The 16,504-nt window shown below is 40.2% G+C and carries 10 protein-coding genes; all 10 read right to left on the bottom strand.

Annotated elements, in window-relative coordinates:
• Positions 1 to 14: 14 nt before the first annotated feature.
• Entirely contained in the window at positions 15 to 686 is a 672-nt protein-coding gene (locus QOL76_RS10240) for an energy transducer TonB (RefSeq protein WP_283412862.1), read from the bottom strand.
• Positions 687 to 845: 159 nt separating this feature from the next.
• Positions 846 to 1,523, bottom strand: coding sequence for an energy transducer TonB (locus tag QOL76_RS10235; RefSeq protein WP_283412861.1), 678 nt, complete (start codon positions 1,521 to 1,523; stop codon positions 846 to 848).
• 70 nt (positions 1,524 to 1,593) lie between these two features.
• The gene (locus QOL76_RS10230) at positions 1,594 to 1,962 is read right to left on the bottom strand and encodes a VanZ family protein (protein WP_283412860.1); all 369 of its coding nucleotides are present in this window, start codon (positions 1,960 to 1,962) and stop codon (positions 1,594 to 1,596) included.
• A gap of 10 nt (positions 1,963 to 1,972) precedes the next feature.
• Positions 1,973 to 2,350 (bottom strand): glycine cleavage system protein GcvH, encoded by a 378-nt coding sequence (gene gcvH / locus QOL76_RS10225; protein WP_283412859.1) that lies wholly within the window; start codon positions 2,348 to 2,350, stop codon positions 1,973 to 1,975.
• Between the two features lie 56 nt (positions 2,351 to 2,406).
• Entirely contained in the window at positions 2,407 to 9,528 is a 7,122-nt protein-coding gene (gene sov, locus QOL76_RS10220) for a T9SS outer membrane translocon Sov/SprA (protein ID WP_465251389.1), read from the bottom strand.
• Between the two features lie 21 nt (positions 9,529 to 9,549).
• The gene (gene ruvA, locus QOL76_RS10215) at positions 9,550 to 10,146 is read right to left on the bottom strand and encodes a Holliday junction branch migration protein RuvA (protein WP_283412858.1); all 597 of its coding nucleotides are present in this window, start codon (positions 10,144 to 10,146) and stop codon (positions 9,550 to 9,552) included.
• Positions 10,143 to 12,413 carry an NADP-dependent malic enzyme gene (locus tag QOL76_RS10210; RefSeq protein ID WP_283412857.1) on the bottom strand — a complete coding sequence of 757 codons (2,271 nt, stop codon included), beginning with the start codon at positions 12,411 to 12,413 and terminating at the stop codon, positions 10,143 to 10,145. Before QOL76_RS10210 ends, ruvA begins: the two co-directional genes overlap by 4 nt.
• A gap of 22 nt (positions 12,414 to 12,435) precedes the next feature.
• Positions 12,436 to 13,533 (bottom strand): DUF4837 family protein, encoded by a 1,098-nt coding sequence (locus QOL76_RS10205; RefSeq protein ID WP_283412856.1) that lies wholly within the window; start codon positions 13,531 to 13,533, stop codon positions 12,436 to 12,438.
• A gap of 122 nt (positions 13,534 to 13,655) precedes the next feature.
• The gene (locus QOL76_RS10200; RefSeq protein ID WP_283412855.1) at positions 13,656 to 15,044 is read right to left on the bottom strand and encodes a LysM peptidoglycan-binding domain-containing protein; all 1,389 of its coding nucleotides are present in this window, start codon (positions 15,042 to 15,044) and stop codon (positions 13,656 to 13,658) included.
• 14 nt (positions 15,045 to 15,058) lie between these two features.
• Positions 15,059 to 16,486, bottom strand: coding sequence for an Asp-tRNA(Asn)/Glu-tRNA(Gln) amidotransferase subunit GatA (gene gatA, locus QOL76_RS10195; protein ID WP_283412854.1), 1,428 nt, complete (start codon positions 16,484 to 16,486; stop codon positions 15,059 to 15,061).
• Positions 16,487 to 16,504: the final 18 nt, after the last annotated feature.

Below are 16,504 nucleotides of genomic sequence, written 5' to 3'. Positions count from 1 at the left end.
CATGAGTATTTTGTCTAATTAAGTCTAAATCGAATAGGCATAGTCATTCTAGATCTTACCACTCTTCCACCTATCCTGCCAGGAGTCCAGTTAGGGGAGTTTTCAATAACTTCCTTAGCTATTTCATCACAACCGCCACCGATTGTTCTGACTAGCTCTATGTCCTGTATTGATCCATCTGTGTTTACCACAAAGCGTACGATAACCATACCCTGTATATTCATTCTTTTGGCTTGAGCTGGATATTTCAAGTTTTTGTTGAGGTAGGTATACCAAGCCTCCATACCTCCATTAAACATTGGTTGAACATCCACAAAGTTTTCGATGACATCTACGTCTTCTGTATTTGGCGGAGCAGATAGTTCTACTTCAGGAATGTTTGTGTGTTCATTTGTAAATATATCCAATTTAAGATCTTTGATATTATCTATCTTAATCTCGTTAGGGATAGTATTTACCTCAATAGGAGCAGGAGGAGGTGGTGGTGGAGGGTTTTGGATTGTTTGTGGGATATCAATTTCATCCCAATCATCTTTCATTGCATCAAATGTTTTGATTATTCCCTGATCCTTGGCCTTCCATTCAAAAGCTACCAATACTGCTCCTAGACTAATTGCAAGGCCTAGATTAAATAAAGTTCCTGACCATCTTCTGAGGTCCAACTTTGGATTTTTTTTGTTTTCCATGAGTGTATTATTAGAGGTTAGAAAAAAACTACTCTAATAAATTACACTACATAACTCCTTGATACTAATCTTCTAACACTATTTAACTAAGCTAAAAGTTGTTAAGGATAGAGCAAAAAAAAGACCCGATTTCTCGGGTCTCTACTTATTACTTAAGGATTAGCTTAATTTAAATCTAATCGGTAGTCTCATACGAGTACGTACTGGGCGACCACGTTGCTTACCTGGAGTCCATTTAGGTGCTGCACTTACTACTTTTACGGCTTCTTCGTCGCATCCTCCACCGATTCCTCTCAAAACTTCAACATCTTGAATTGAACCATCAGTATTTACAACGAAAACCACAATTACAGTACCTTCTGTACCCATTCTCCTAGCTTGAGTAGGGTATTTTAGATTTTTGGATAGGTATTGATTCCATCCTGCCATTCCCCCTGGAGGCTCAGGCTGAGTTTCTACCACATCAAAGATTTGATCTACTTTTTCCTCTACTGGAGCTTCAGCGATCACTACCTCTTTAATTACAGTAGTTTCCTTCACATCTACATCGAAGTTAACTTCAATTTTTTCTTCGATTTCTACCTCATCAGGAATCTCTTCGATGATAGGCTGCTCTACTGGTGGTGGCGGTGGTGGTGGTGGCTGCTCTGTGATTGGAATATCTAGCAATTCTTCGAAGTTATCAGTTACTTGACCTAGGTCTTTCAATGAACCATCGTCAAATGACTTCCATTCGAAGGCAGCAAGGGTAGCACCTACAGCTACTGCCAAACCTAAGTTCAGGAACATTCCTGACTTTCTGGTTAAATCAGCGCTGGGAGTTTTTTTTGCTTCCATTATACGTTTGGTTTATTAAGGTTAAATTTTTGTTCTTTTTCAGACTAACAATTGTAATAATTAATAGGCACTATTCCAAGCCAATCTTGGTGGTAGGAATCTTAAAATATGCTAATAAACCTGCTAACCCACCTATTTCGTTGACAATCATGTCCATATAATCGAACGATCGGAACGGGATATACAGTTGAGCACATTCTAAAACTATTCCAGCGGCTACACCGAAAATCAAATAGTTTGTTAATACTCTTCCTTGTAAGCCAGTAACTATAGATCGTTTAATACCAACACCACACCAAAGAAAGCTGAGCAGACCAAAGCAAACAAAATGAACCAACTTATCCTCAGCTTGAAATGAAGGTTCTGGAAAGTTGTTTCCTGGAGTAAGCATAGCTACTGCTATGAATATTAGCCAAACTAAAGCAATTCCTAATCTCAAACCAGATGACTTATTCTCCAACTAACTCAGCATATGCTGATGCGGATAATAAATCAGCAGGAAGCTCACCCGTTATTTTCACTTTGATCATCCATCCTTGTTCGTATGGAGACTCATTCACTAGTTCTGGAGCATCTTCCAATTCTGGATTTACTTCCAAAATTTCACCTGCCACTGGCATGAATAAATCTGAAACTGTCTTAACAGCTTCTACGGAGCCAAAAACCTCATTGGTGTCCAATGTATCGCCCAATGTTTCAACTTCTACATACACAATGTCACCTAGTTCACCAGCGGCAAATTCAGTGATTCCAATAGTTGCAACATCACCATCAATTTTAACCCACTCGTGGTCTTTGGTGTACTTTAGTTCTTGAGGAAAATCCATTTTTTAAATAGTTAATATGGGAGTCAAAATTAATAGGAATCGGTCAAGGATAAAATCTATTGGCCTAAATTAAATCGAAGTTGTCCGCCAAATGCTGTAGAAGTTCGCTTGTAGGCGGTAGTTACTCTAGGGTCGTTGATAGTTCTATCAAAATATAGGGTGAGATTTAGATTTTGGTTGATCAAATAAGAAATTGTTGGTCTGATAGAAATGTTCAAATTTCCACTTGTCACCGTACTTCCTTCTTCGATTTTTCTCTGAATCTGTGTTGTACTTACCACTTTAGAATCTAATTTGAATTGAACATCATTTTTCAATACAGATTGCCTTCCTTGAAATTTGAAAGGAATTTTCAATCCTGCCTTGGTATAGCCTAGGGTCAATCCAAAGTCATTGCTTTTCTGTTCAGTCACTTGGGAGTTGGAGAAGTTCAAACCTAATGTGCGTTCCTTATTATAATTTACAGCAATATTTAACCTGTCTTTGGTCAACAGATCTAATCCAACTAAAGGTGCAAAGCGCTCAGTTAAAACGACCTGATTTAATACATAAATTGGAATATACTGTCCCTCATCATTCACTTCCGTTGGTCTTGGAATATTTTGAAGTGTATTGTAAAGCTCAAGTCCTTGTTGATATTGGAGCGAATTTGAGAAATTGCTGGCATCATAAGTAGAAGTATACATGTGTGTGATATTTATACTGCTGAAGATATCGCTCAACCCTTTCAGCCTAGAAAGTCCCCGATAATCCAATCGCCAGTTAGGAAGCGGCGTTTTTGGAAATGGATTCATGTTGGATTCAGATGCATCTTTTCCTCTATAGGCAGCCAAGAAGGCAGGTATTAATACATCTTGGCCATTGATGGAATACTCACCACCGCCTCCGGCTGTTTCTAGCCTGTTTTTAATAATTTCTCTATTTTTCTCAAACTCTGTGAACAACGGTGAAACATTATCAAAACCATCTTTACTAAAGCTGGTGCCTATCATAATTGTAGTTATGCTGTACGCGCCGAGTCGATTGGGGCTTATTGACTCATAGACTCCAGGGTTATCCATAGAATTTCTGAATATTTCCTGGTAATCACCTACCTCTCGCTTTGTGGCATTTAGGGTGATTTTAAAGTCTTGGAATGGTTCTATGATACTACCAAACTTCATATTTACGACACTACTTTGCCTGAAAGTCTGAGTTAGTTCACTGCTTGGGGCCATGATTCCCGCTTGTGCAAATTCATTTCGAATAGTTGGATCTTGACTACCAAACAGGAATGCTAATCCAGGATTGTCAAATGCACGGTCCATTCCTAAAAGTCCGGTATTTGGCATATAACCAGGTAGGAAAGTGCCCTCGATTTTCCCGTAATTAAAGGTGACCTCCTTTACCATCATAAGCGTTTTCAGCAGCCTATTTGTGAATGGAGTTCCAATGGTATCTTCTGCCTGGGTTTCATTCCTGCCAGGAATACTCGGTCGTTTAGGCGCATTTAGCGCAGCTAGTTTTTTGTTTTTATTATAAAGTCTTATGAGATCAAATTTACCATTAAGTGTTTGGTCCCTTGTGTTTTGGATGGAATTTCCTAAGGTGTCTTTCTGCCCTATGGCCCCAGTCAGCCAAGTATAAGTTGTAATGTATTTATAATCAGCTTTGATCCAGTCGGTAAATGGAATTTTGTCAAGCGGTAAAGTGTAGTTGAGATTTATACTGTGGTTATAGTTTGTACGTCTGCCAAATCTCCATGCATTGTATCTAACTGAATCAGATTTCTGTTCTGTATCCAAATCTCCTTGAGGTTCGTCTACCACTGCCATTACACTACCTGTATAATCAACACGAAGATTTTTGGTTAAATCCCAATTCAGCGAATAGAACCTATTCATGAAAAAGCTTTTCTGGAAAAGAGGGTCTACCCCAGAAGTGTTCAGCTGATCATTTCTGTACTGCGAACGCAAATGCTTACGGTCAATGTCTAATCTGGCTAAGATTAGGGTAGGGGATAAATTTAAATTGAAGTCCTTGATTAATTGTAAATATTTAGAATCTAAGAATCCAGCGTTTTTAAATGGCTCAAAAGTTAAAGCTTTGGGTTGGAAGCTGTAAGTGACGTTGCCACGATATGTTTTGTAAGTATAATCCTGAATCTGTGCATTGGTTTGGTTCATTATGCCAAATGCATATGAAAAAGATAAATTGCTCAAGTCGTAAAAATGATTTTCTGAATCTGGGTTAGATTTTAGTTTTCTAACGTTATTGAAACTGATGTTTTTCCGGTTGATTTGGTCTAGCGCTATTTTTCGATAGGCTTCTTTTTGGTCCTGCGTTTCAAATTTTTGCAATGCTACTTCAAAAGGAACGTCTGGATTCAAGGGATCATACTCTGGTTTGGTCGTACTATTTTCTATGGAGAAATACATAGGAATACTTACTCCTATTGCCTCTGGTAAAAGTTTATGAATATCCACATTAGTTGAGATATCATACTGAGTAGTCGCCTGTCTAGCACGTTGAGATAATCTAGTTTCCAGACCACCAAAACCTATTGAGTTGTGCCGAATAGATCCTGTCACTACAGCCACGTCAGCGATTTTTACATTCATTAGAGCATTTGCAGCCCAGCCATTGGATTTGGTTGCACCCGTAACTCTAAGCTCATTGGCCCAGATACAAATACTACGGCTTCCTCCGCCATTTGTGCCAGGGTTTCTAACTCCAATCATAGAGGATTGTGATTGATTCAACTCTGGCCGTCCTACCACTGTTACAGTATACCTTCCGACTTGTTGGGAGAAAGGTATATTTAGAGGCACGTGCTGATTATCACGGGCTACTTTTACCCCTACAATTTCCTGAATTGCAATATCAATTTCGTTTTCTGCTGGCCAAATAAGTTCAGGGTCTCTGGTCCCTTTTGGAGTAATAACAAGAGGTACTTCTATCTCGTAATAGTTATCTGTATTATCTGTACCTAGCCGCAGGAATGCTGTGATTTCTCCGTCCATGGCATCTTCGCTGTCAGCGTGAAGGAACATTTTTATTCGCTCAAACTGTACCAAATCCAAGGTTACGTTTTTAAACACTGCTCGTGCATCTCTGGCTCCAAGGTCCTCCACACAAACTCGAAGTGATTGTTCGTTCAGTCTTCTTTCTACCGTGGAAGTGTTGTCACGGTCTCTGTAGATTCCAGGAGGTAGCACATAAGGGCTTTCTGTAGAACTTCCCTGACTATTTTCCTCTATGCCGACGACGTCTACTGTCACATTCGAATTGTCAGGTTCAGGTATTTCAAAAAGACCCCTTTCGAAGAGTGATTCCTGAAAAACTCTCCACTGACTACCGACCATTCGGAAGTTAGCCATACGAAGTACTACAGGTTGCTCAAAATCTGTCAAATAGGTCCTGAACCAACGTATAGATTTGAAACCAGTTATATCGCCTTCAACGCGGTCTGGTTGGCGGACAGGAATACGGAATAAGTACCAGTCTACAGATTCACCATTGACATTGGCAGTGGTTTTATCAACAATGTTGTTTTGGCCTACTACCAAGCTTCCAGGTTTGAGATCCATCTCATAAGAGTAATAGTTCTCCAGTTCGTTGATAGTATTATCCGTATTAAGGTCCTCATTGTCCGGCGTGTTAGATCCGGAAGGAGTGTAGGGGAGGTTTTGGTTGGCAGATACTGGCGTGTTACCTTCCATGCCATTAAATTTCTTATAGCGTTCTAGAATCTTAGTATCATTTTGATCAAAAGATTCATCAAGGTAATATTCGAATAAATCCCCGGAGACATCCTGCAAAATTTCGTTTCTGGCGTTCGCAGATACATTTAGGCGGTTTAGGAATCTGCTACGGAAAAAATCTGCTTCATCTTCATTTTTCAAACCATCCAAACCAACGTCTTGATTTTGTCGGGAGGTCTCCGAATTATCAAAAGCAGGAAGTAGGTATTGCTCACGAGTGATTCTCCCCCATTCATTTTGGCCTGTTTCAGCTGGATCTCCATCCGCTGGAAGCCCATTTTCAAACGCATGTCGGCCATCTTTCAAGATGTCTTCAGAGATATCTCCTAAATTGATAAAAAGCTTACCGCCTGTGGTATTGTTTTGATTGAATTTTCCGTCCAACACTCTACCATTTTCTCCCTCTATAAATGGATCTAAAAGCCAGAATTCTATGTATTCTATGTTTGTTCGGTCAAAATCAACTTCAGTAGTGATCGCTCTAGTTACTCCACCAAAATTCTTCTTTGGATCTGGAAGTAGTCCATCTTGAGTGAGGTTTGTATTGTAATTATACATACCACGTTCACTAGGGAAGTAGGCTAATTCAAATAGAGGCTCAGGTGTTACAATTACATCTCGATCTTGCTGAGGGAATATTTCTTGGGGGAGAACGCGTCTTACATAATGATTTCTCCTATCTTCCCGAGTAATGTTGGAGGGGACACCAGGCCCACTTTCTCGATAGAAAATATTATCAATATTGTACCAAGCGACTCTGGCTCGTCTGTAGGCAGCACCAAGGTTGTCTTCTGTTTGATTACTCAAATCAAATCTATTGTCAAATGTCTGTGGTACAGATGATAATTTCCAATTTTGATTTGCAGCCCCGCCAAGATTATAAGGTGTAATCGCTGCTTCAAAATCATCTATGTATGATGCCTGCTCACCATTCACACGATTGGAAGTTCCCGGGATAAGATGGGCAAATTCCCCACTTATATTTACCAAAGATGTTTCTTTGGTGTCTGTAAATGGTAGTGCATCCGCCATTTTGGTAAGCCAGCGGGATTCGTCACTGAAATTCCCATCCAAACCCCATAGGCTATTTCTTAAAGTCTCACTTCCTGTAGCTATCCGTGTAACGTTCGGTCTTTCGTTTAGGTAAAGGAATGTGCCTCCTAAGTTAAATTTGTCGCTGAATAAGTAGTCGAGGCGGGTTCCAAGCAAGCTTCGTGTTTGGAATGACACTAAATCAGCTTTCTCAAAACTGACATTGATCTGTTTGCCTGATTGAAGTATTGCATCATTGATAATCACAAGTCTTCCAACATTGTAATCAATAGTGTAATCTACCCCTTCAGTTAGTGGGATGTTTCCTGCCTGGACTATCACAGATCCAGGTGAAATGTTAAGTCCGGGAAGCTGAATCTCACTTGCAGAACCGGCCGTCAATCGGCCTTTGATAAAGTATTTGTTTAGCCTAGTTACGAGCTCCGCATCTGCTTGAGTAGTTTTGTATAGCGTATCATATACATATTTCTCTTTCAGAACTACCTCCCCTGGCTGGAAATACTTTTCAAGATTAGACCCGAAAGGCTCCAAGACTGGAAATACCAAAAGCCCTCGATTGGTTAGAATGGTGAGACCCTCGACAAAGTCAAAATTCCCATCCGGGGCAGGGTCATTTTGTGGATTCAGATTGTCGAGTCCAGTTAAACGAATTAGTGGTTTGTCCTTAACGTCTGCTCCTTCTAATAGTGAGGGGTTGTCAAGTCCAGTTCTATCGTCTCTATAAATTACCTGTAGCTGAAAACCATCACGTGTGATTTGATTGGCATTCAAGCTATAGACATTCTTCATCATGAGATCCCAAGTTGGGACACGCGTATTGATTCTCGCAGGTCGAAGCAATTTCATGAAAATCAGTTCATCTTCTTGCCTGGTTTGATAGTCCTCTGTTAGCTCTCCTACTTTATACACTTGACCATTGTAGGTGTATTCGTAAGAAACAGCCAATACTTCATCATTTTGAAGTCTTCTAAAAAGTGATAAATACCCAAGCTGAGGATTGAAAAAATACTCTGTAGGGTCTAATTTCCGTGCACCATTTATTTGTTCAAAATCGACGCCTTTTCTTAATCCTAAGCTATTTTCTATAGCACGAGATCCTGTGTCAAAGGGGCGAAAAGCTGGATTTCTCGAAATATTTGAATAAAGAAGGTTTGCAGAGTTGCTCGCTGGGGCCGAAGGTGTACCAGTGCCGATATTCGGATTTGTGGGATTGTATATTACATTTCCTTCGCCAAGATCCATAAATGCTGCGAAATTCCGGAGCGTTTCAGTATTTGCCGCACGGTTCATTATGTAAACCTCGATTCTTGTCACATTCACCCCGGAAAGCACCTGTGGAAGTCCTCTGAGCCAACGCTCATAATTGTCACGAAAGAAGTGTGCAATAAAGAAGTGTCGATTATCGTCGTATTTGGAAGCTTGAATGTCAAAGGATCTTCCTTGGCCATTGGCATCTATGGTCAAATTATCTCTGCGGCCACGCTGAGTAGAAGCTACCGCTGTGACTCCCAATTTACCAAACTGAAGTTGTGTCTTAACTCCAAAAAGATTTTGGGCACCTTGAATCAGGCGATTTTGGACAGGCATACTCACGTTCCCTATTTCAATGGACTGGATGATATCTTCTTCAAATCCATCAAATTCCAGTTTCATTTGGTTCTGAAAATCAAATGAATTATTGGAATCAAAGTTGGCGCCGATTTTAACTTTTTCTCCCAAAGAACCATTTACCGCCATTTGGATCTGCTGGTCAAAATTGAATCCGCCATTTTGCTGCTGCCTAATGGGTAGAGTAGGATTATCTACTCTTCGAAAGATTGCTCCGAAGTCTAGATTGACATAGCCTGAGGGCACAATATTGATTTCACTCCCTCCAAAAAGTCGGTCAAATGAAGGGCTTACTGTGAGCGGAGGAATTAATCCTCTTCCTTCTACTGCACTTTCTCCATCGCCACCCCGTGAACGGCTTCGCCAATAATCCTGCCTGACTTTATATTCTTGAATCTTAGAAAATTGCTCGAAATCGTATTCTTGCTCATTCCCTACACGGACTGTATCAATCTGTTCAACCACATTGTACCGAAGTGCAGAGTCAATTTTCACTTCTACATTTTGGGTAATAGGACTAGCCTGTAAAAATGGTATTTGGGACTGTAGGAAAGGATTCCGCGTTGGGAATAGAGGATTTGTCCTCAGGTTTTGCCAAAGCAAATACGAGGGGGTTAGTCTCCTTCGATTCAATGAATCAATCCGGGACTGAACGCTGTCAGGATTGGTTTGTTGAGCCTCAGAAGTGGAATAGGCGAGTAGAAGACCAAATAGGATGAATAATTCAGGCCAACTACCGAGAAACCTCCTCCCGAAAAAAGTCAGTACACTCAAAAAGGTCAATACAACTTAATATTATGATGTCTTTAAAGATGCTTTAATTAAATCTTCTAACGAAATTTCTCCAGTGGTTTTTTTCAGCACAGCAGCTATATTTTTCTCAGCAGCTGCTTTTGGAAAACCTAGCGTAATGAGTGCTTGTAACGCTTCTTCGCGGATTTTATTGCTGGATTTCAAAAATCCTAATGAGGTAGATGAAGCATCAGTTCCACCTTTTCCTACCTTGTCTTTAAGTTCTAATATGATACGTTGCGCGGTTTTTGCACCTATCCCTTTAACATGCTGGATGGTAGCTACATCCCCCGCCAAAATTGCCTGCTCTATTTCTAGGGAGCTAAGTGATGAAAGAATCATGAGGCCTGTACTTGGACCTACTCCATTAATTGAGAGCAATAATAAAAATAGTCGCTTTTCATCCTCTTTTTTGAATCCAAAAAGGGTATGAGCATCTTCTTTGATATGAAGGAAGGTGAGGAGCTTAATCTGCTCCTCATCCTTGATTTCTGTATAGGTTTGAAGGGATATTTTGACATGATATCCAATCCCGTTCACATCAATAATGACATAAGTGGGGTCTTTGTATACCAGTTTTCCACTTAGATAATCGATCATAAGCTACTGCTGGATTGTGCATCTACTACTGCCACAGCTACCATGTTAACAATCTCACGTATTGAACTTCCCAGCTGTAGGATATGTACAGGTTTGTTCATACCGAGCAGAATAGGACCAATCGCTTCAGAGTTTCCAAGTTCAGCTAAAAGCTTGTAGGCAATGTTACCTGAACTTAAATCAGGGAAAATTAGCGTGTTTGCTCTTTTGTGTATGAGTTTGGAGAATGGATACATTTCACGTTGGATATCTTCATTAATCGCAACATTGGCCTGCATTTCTCCTTCGATGACTAAGTCTGGATATTTTTTCTGAGCTATGGCTGTCGCCTTTGCCATTTTTCCCGGTATATCTCCTTTGGCAGATCCAAAGTTGGAATAAGAAAGGACTGCTATTCGAGGTTCCATGTTGAAAAATCTCACAGCATCTGCCGTCAGACCGATAATCTCAACCAATTCTTCAGCAGTAGGATTGAGATTTACCGTTGCGTCAGCAAAGAAATACGGGCCCTTCGGCGTATTCATTATATACATACCCGCCACACGATTCACACCAGGTTTTACACCGATAGTTTGCAGTGATGGCAAGATGGTTTTTGGATAATCACGCGTAAGACCTGAGATAAAAGCATCTGCAGCTCCAGATTCTACCATTAATGCCCCGAAGTAATTTCTCTGAGTAACAAGTCTCGCTGCATCTCCCACAGTCATTCCCTTTCTATTTCGCTTTTGAAAGAGCATTTCAGCGAATTTGATCAGCATCTCCTTTTCCTCCATAGGATCTATGATGGTTACATTGCTCAGATCTAAGGAATTATCGGCTATAAGTGATAAGATTTTTTCTCTATTGCCTAGGAGTATAGGTTCACCAATTTTTTCGTCACGGATGATTTGAGCTGCTTTGAGTATTTTCCTGTTATCTGCTTCCGCAAATACAACGCGCTTAGGATCTTTTTTTGCTCTTGCGATTACCACAGACATCAATCGTTGATCAATGCCGATTCGCTCTTGAAGCTCAAGCTCGTAAGCGTCCCAGTCCTTGATAGGATATTTAGCAACACCGGTTTCCATAGCAGCTTTTGCTACAGCTGGAGCAATCGTAGTAATCAATCGTGGATCTAGTGGCTTTGGTATCAGGTATAATCGTCCAAAACCCAGTTTATCTTCTCCGTAAGCTTTGTTTACAATATCTGGAACAGGTTCTTTCGCCAATTTTGCGATAGCGTGAGCTGCTGCCAATTTCATGGATTCATTGATAGCTGTAGCTCTCACGTCTAATGCTCCCCTGAATATGTAAGGAAATCCTAATACGTTATTCACTTGGTTTGGATGATCAGAACGTCCGGTTGCCATGATTAGGTCGGGACGAGTAGCCACAGCCAGCTCATAGGAAATTTCGGGATCTGGATTTGCTAAAGCGAAAACGATCGGATTTGGGGCCATCAGCTTCAATTGATCCTGAGAAACAATATTTCCTGCAGAAAGGCCTAAGAAAACATCCGCGTCTTTCAAGGCATCAGAAAGAGTATTTAGGTCTCTATCCGTGGCAAATTCTTTTCTAATTTCATCCAGATCAGTTCTATCTGATCTCAAGATTCCGACGATGTCACATAAAACTATATTTTCCTTTTTAATACCTAAAGAAATATAGAATCGAGTACAGGAAATTGCCGCAGCTCCAGCACCGTTTACCACCAATTTGATTGTTGAGATATCTTTCTCTACAATTTCCAGTGCATTAAGTAAAGCTGCTCCAGAGATAATTGCTGTGCCATGCTGATCATCATGCATGACAGGGATTTTCATTTCCCGCTTAAGTTCAGTTTCTATTTCAAAGCATTCAGGTGCTTTGATGTCTTCCAGATTAATCCCGCCAAAAGTTGGTTCAAGAGACTTGATTATTTGGATTAACTTTTTGGGGTCTTTTTCATTGATCTCAATGTCGAAAACGTCTATTCCTGCAAATTTCTTGAAAAGAACACCTTTTCCCTCCATCACAGGCTTCGATGCTTCGGGACCTATATCTCCAAGTCCAAGAACGGCTGTACCGTTTGAAATAACACCTACCAAATTGCCTTTGGCAGTGTATTTATAGACGTTTTCAACATCCGCTTCGATTTCTTTGCAGGGTTCTGCAACTCCCGGCGAATAAGCCAGCGCAAGATCCATCTGGCTAGAAAGTGGTTTTGTGGGGTTTACTTCAATTTTGCCAGGCGAGCCTTGCGTATGATAATTTAGTGCGTCTTCCTTGCGGATTTTGATTGCCATAAAAGCTAGTATAATTTGGGTTTTAGGCCCCTTGGTCCTCCTTCCAACTCACATTAGTGTTCAGAAGAATAGTCTCTATTTCTCTGAGGGCATCTCTGTGTATTTCATTAGGATAAAATACGAACCCTTCAATGTAATAAAGTTTTCCTTTTTTCTGATCAATCATGAGGTAACCAAGATAGGATCCACCCATACTTGTGTTGTTGGTTTTCCAAGCGCCTCTTATTTCTGTGGTAAAATTATCATTAATCACCATGTTTCTAAAAGCAGGCGGAATTTGTTTTTCAGAAACCACATAGGAAGTTGTGTCTTCTGGATCTCCAAAAATGTGTTGTTTTGTAATTGAGTCTCTGAGTTTGAGGATGTTTGCTGGGAAAGTTTGCTCTTCCGAAGTATAATCGGTCTCGTAGAAAAATAAACTTATATCAGCTCGATTTCCACTTGGGGTAATCTGTCTCACCCATAGAAAATCATCTTCTGATTTCGCTACCTGATAGGAGGCAGGTACATTGATCTCAATTCCAAGGTTCTCTCTCGCTTCCACTGCGGCGGCAGAATTTTTTCTAGCAAGTATGATTTTTTCCAATCTTCCTCTTTCTCTTACTTCAAAAAGATTCTGAAGTCTACTTCCGTTTTTCTTTAAATTCTCTACTAATTGTTCCTCTGTATTGCCAAACAAGTAAAGTACTTCTTGGCCAATAGCATATTCATCCTCCATTCGCAATGAATAAATGTTAGGATCATTCATTGCCTTTTCTTTTGATTCCTTGGAAAACTGTGCATTGATCACCTGACTAGCGGATCCTTTGTCGTCGAAAGTTGTGACGTATACTAAGTTGGTGGACATTTTGAGCATGCGTGTCATGGCTCTAGGGTCTACTGTGTTTACTTTGAACTTTGCTTCTGATCGAATCATTCCTGGGATGTCGGATTCGAAAATTTCTTTCAGTTGATCTCCAACTGGGCCAGCCCATTTTACTGAGTCTATTACTAAGATAATTTCCCCTATGGAGCCTCTTGCTTTTGGCTTAGAGCTGTCTGCTCCTGTTCCCTCAGATTCACAGGAAGTAAATACAATGCCCATGATTAGGGCTATGAGAATGGATGAAATGGTCTTCATTTTTGGTCGTTTGATTCTTGGATAGGTCAAATTAAGTACATCGTAACATTTATCCTTATTTAGGATTGAATATTACCATTACTTAAAAAAAATTAACAAACTATAGGAAAATCTGGCGCGAATTAGCCGATAATAAGTTTCTGACCTGGCTTAATGTTATTTGAATTCAGATTGTTCAGACGCTTAATCTGGTCCACGGTAAGGCCTTCATGTTTTCTTGAAATAATCCAAAGTGAATCTCCGGGCTGAACAATGTATGTGGTTTGTCCTGAGGCATTTGTTTGTGTCGTAGCAATGTTTCCAGACATTCCTGAATTTATTCTTAAAGTCTGTCCAACACGAATCAGATTTGAAGAAAGATTATTCCACGATTTTAATTGAGTTACGGTGACTCCGTGCCGCTGAGCAATGGAACCTAAAACATCACCTGATCTAACTTTATATACTGTGCCATTTTGCCTGATGTCTTGAGCTAGCGCTTCCACAGATTGAACCTTTACGTTAGAAGCTAGCAGCACAGTCGGAGCATTATTCAGCGAATCATTTAACCATGCAAGGTTTTCTTTGATATAAGGGGCTTTGGTTCGAGGAATTCGAAGAGCCATGTTCTTATTGCTTTCTGGTATCCTGCTATTCTTAATCGCGGGGTTTAAAGTTTTTAAGTCTGCTACACAGAGATTTGTTAATTCGGCAAGCTTATCTAAGCTTAGTGCTCTATCAAAACGGATTTTCTCATATTCCACTACATAGGTAGGGTCTTCTGGATAAAAATTATGCTCTTCTAGGTGATTTAAAATATATAACATTGCTTGTACCTGAGGTACGTAGCTGCGGGTTTCTCGAGGTAAATAGTTATAAATCCCCCAAAAAGTTTTCTTTCCACCAGATCTACGGATTGCTTTTCTCACGTTGCCAGGCCCACAATTGTATGCAGCCATTGCTACTTCCCAATCACCAAACATTCGATAAAGTGATTTTAAATATTTCGCAGCTGCTTCGGTAGAAAGTTCTGGATCCATTCTGTCATCTACCTCATTGTTGGTGTTCATTCCGTACATTCTGCCAGTCGCTGGCATAAACTGCCAAAGACCCATAGCACCTACTCGAGATCGGATCTGAGGATCAAGCCCAGATTCAATGATTGATAAATATTTGATTTCCAAAGGCATATCATGTTTTCGCATCATTTCATCAAACATTGGAAAAAACAACTCTTTACGAGCCAAGACCATTTTGGTGTAGTCTCTATTTCTTACAGTGAAGTATTGGATGAAAGAAAAAATACGATCATTCAGCTCAAATGCCATTTCATGATCCATCGCTCTTACTCTACGATCGATGTCATCATAAGTGAAATCTGGAATGTATTCGTAATGGTAATTAGGTAAAACCTCCTCATCGAGTAGGGGAGCAGCGGCAATAGATTCATCATCCTGAGAATATGCTTTGGACAGTGGAATCATACATGTGATAAGCGCAAGTGTGAAAATTCTGAACAAAGGGTTTTTCATAGGGATAATGGGTTTTAGGACGTCAATTCTGTTAAATAATTACTAAAAGCATAGAGCTCTGCCTCTTTAAAAGAGTTACAAATCACCTGCAAACCAATCGGCATTCCATTCTCATCTTTCCCATTAGGAAGAGAAATGGCTGGGACTCCAGACACTGAAGCTTGCACTGTAAAGAGATCTTCCAAATACATTGCTACCGGATCACCACTATGCTCACCAAACTTAAACGCTGTAGATGGCGTAGTCGGCATAATAATATAGTCAAAATCATTTAAAAGATTTTCAGTAAAGTCTTTTATTAATCTTCTGACTTTCTGCGCTTTAGTGAAATACGCATCGTAATAGCTGGCACTTAGCACAAACGTACCCAGCATAATTCTTCGCTTTACTTCCTCTCCAAATCCTTCACTTCTAGTCAGCTTATACATGCTTTCCAAGTTATGAGCATTGGGAGTTCTGTATCCATACTTTACCCCGTCAAACCTTGATAGATTGGAGCTTGCTTCTGCAGTAGTAAGAATATAATAAGTCGGTAGGATGAAATCAAGTAAGGGGAATTCTACTTCCTCTACCGTATGACCTTCGGATTTTAATTTATCTAAGACTGCCAACGTATTAGTTTTGATCTTAGGCTGAAGTGCTTGAGACTCGATGGTTTCTTTAAGAAAGGCTACTTTAGCTTTTTTATCAAAGTGTAAAAGTTGACTATATGGTAAAACAGGTTTTCTAGATGAAGTACTATCGTATTCATCATGACCGGCCATAATTTCCATGACCATTGCATTATCTTTTACTGTTCTAGAAAAAACCCCAATGCAGTCAAACGAGGAGGCATAGGCAATCAAGCCCCATCGAGAAACCCTTGAATAGGTAGGTTTCATTCCAATCACTCCTGTAAATGCCGCCGGTTGCCTTACAGAACCACCTGTGTCAGTTCCTAAAGAAATGGTGCAGAGATTTGCTTGAACAGCCACTGCTGATCCTCCAGAGGAACCTCCAGGGACGCGTGATTCATCTGTTGCATTCAATACCTTTCCATGGGCAGAATTTTCATTCGAACTTCCCATTCCAAATTCATCACAATTGAGTCTGCCGATAACAATAGCGTCTTGGTCTAGCAGTCGTTGGATAGCTGTGGTGGTGAATTGGGATTCAAAACCATTTAGAATTTTGGAAGAGGCGTTGGATTCGTGGCCAGAATAGCAGAGTACATCTTTGATACCGATGACCATTCCGGCAAGTTTACCAGCATTTCCATTAGCTAATTTCTGATCAATAAGATCAGCTTGGGCTAAAGCGGATTGCTCATAAACTTCGACGAAGGCGTTTAAATGCGCCTTCGTCTCAATGTTTTTTAAATAATATTGGACTATCGCGCGACAGTCACTTTCCTTCTTTTCGAGCGATTTTTTAATTTCGTCGAATGAGATGAATTTTTCCAATTTCCTTGGCTTAAGAGA

Source organism: Algoriphagus winogradskyi (genome assembly GCF_900182815.1).
In the GTDB taxonomy this organism is placed as follows: domain Bacteria; phylum Bacteroidota; class Bacteroidia; order Cytophagales; family Cyclobacteriaceae; genus Algoriphagus; species Algoriphagus winogradskyi.
Note: the sequence above shows the minus strand (reverse complement) of the source record. Positions and strands in the feature narration are given on the sequence as shown.

Excerpts from the sequence above, each read along its gene's own strand:
- gcvH (WP_283412859.1), bottom strand. The coding sequence starts at position 2,350 with ATGGATTTTCCTCAAGAACTAAAGTACACCAAAGACCACGAGTGGGTT.
- QOL76_RS10235 (WP_283412861.1), bottom strand. The coding sequence starts at position 1,523 with ATGGAAGCAAAAAAAACTCCCAGCGCTGATTTAACCAGAAAGTCAGGA.
- QOL76_RS10210 (WP_283412857.1), bottom strand. The coding sequence starts at position 12,413 with ATGGCAATCAAAATCCGCAAGGAAGACGCACTAAATTATCATACGCAA.
- QOL76_RS10205 (WP_283412856.1), bottom strand. The coding sequence starts at position 13,533 with ATGAAGACCATTTCATCCATTCTCATAGCCCTAATCATGGGCATTGTA.
- QOL76_RS10200 (WP_283412855.1), bottom strand. The coding sequence starts at position 15,044 with ATGAAAAACCCTTTGTTCAGAATTTTCACACTTGCGCTTATCACATGT.
- ruvA (WP_283412858.1), bottom strand. The coding sequence starts at position 10,146 with ATGATCGATTATCTAAGTGGAAAACTGGTATACAAAGACCCCACTTAT.
- QOL76_RS10240 (WP_283412862.1), bottom strand. The coding sequence starts at position 686 with ATGGAAAACAAAAAAAATCCAAAGTTGGACCTCAGAAGATGGTCAGGA.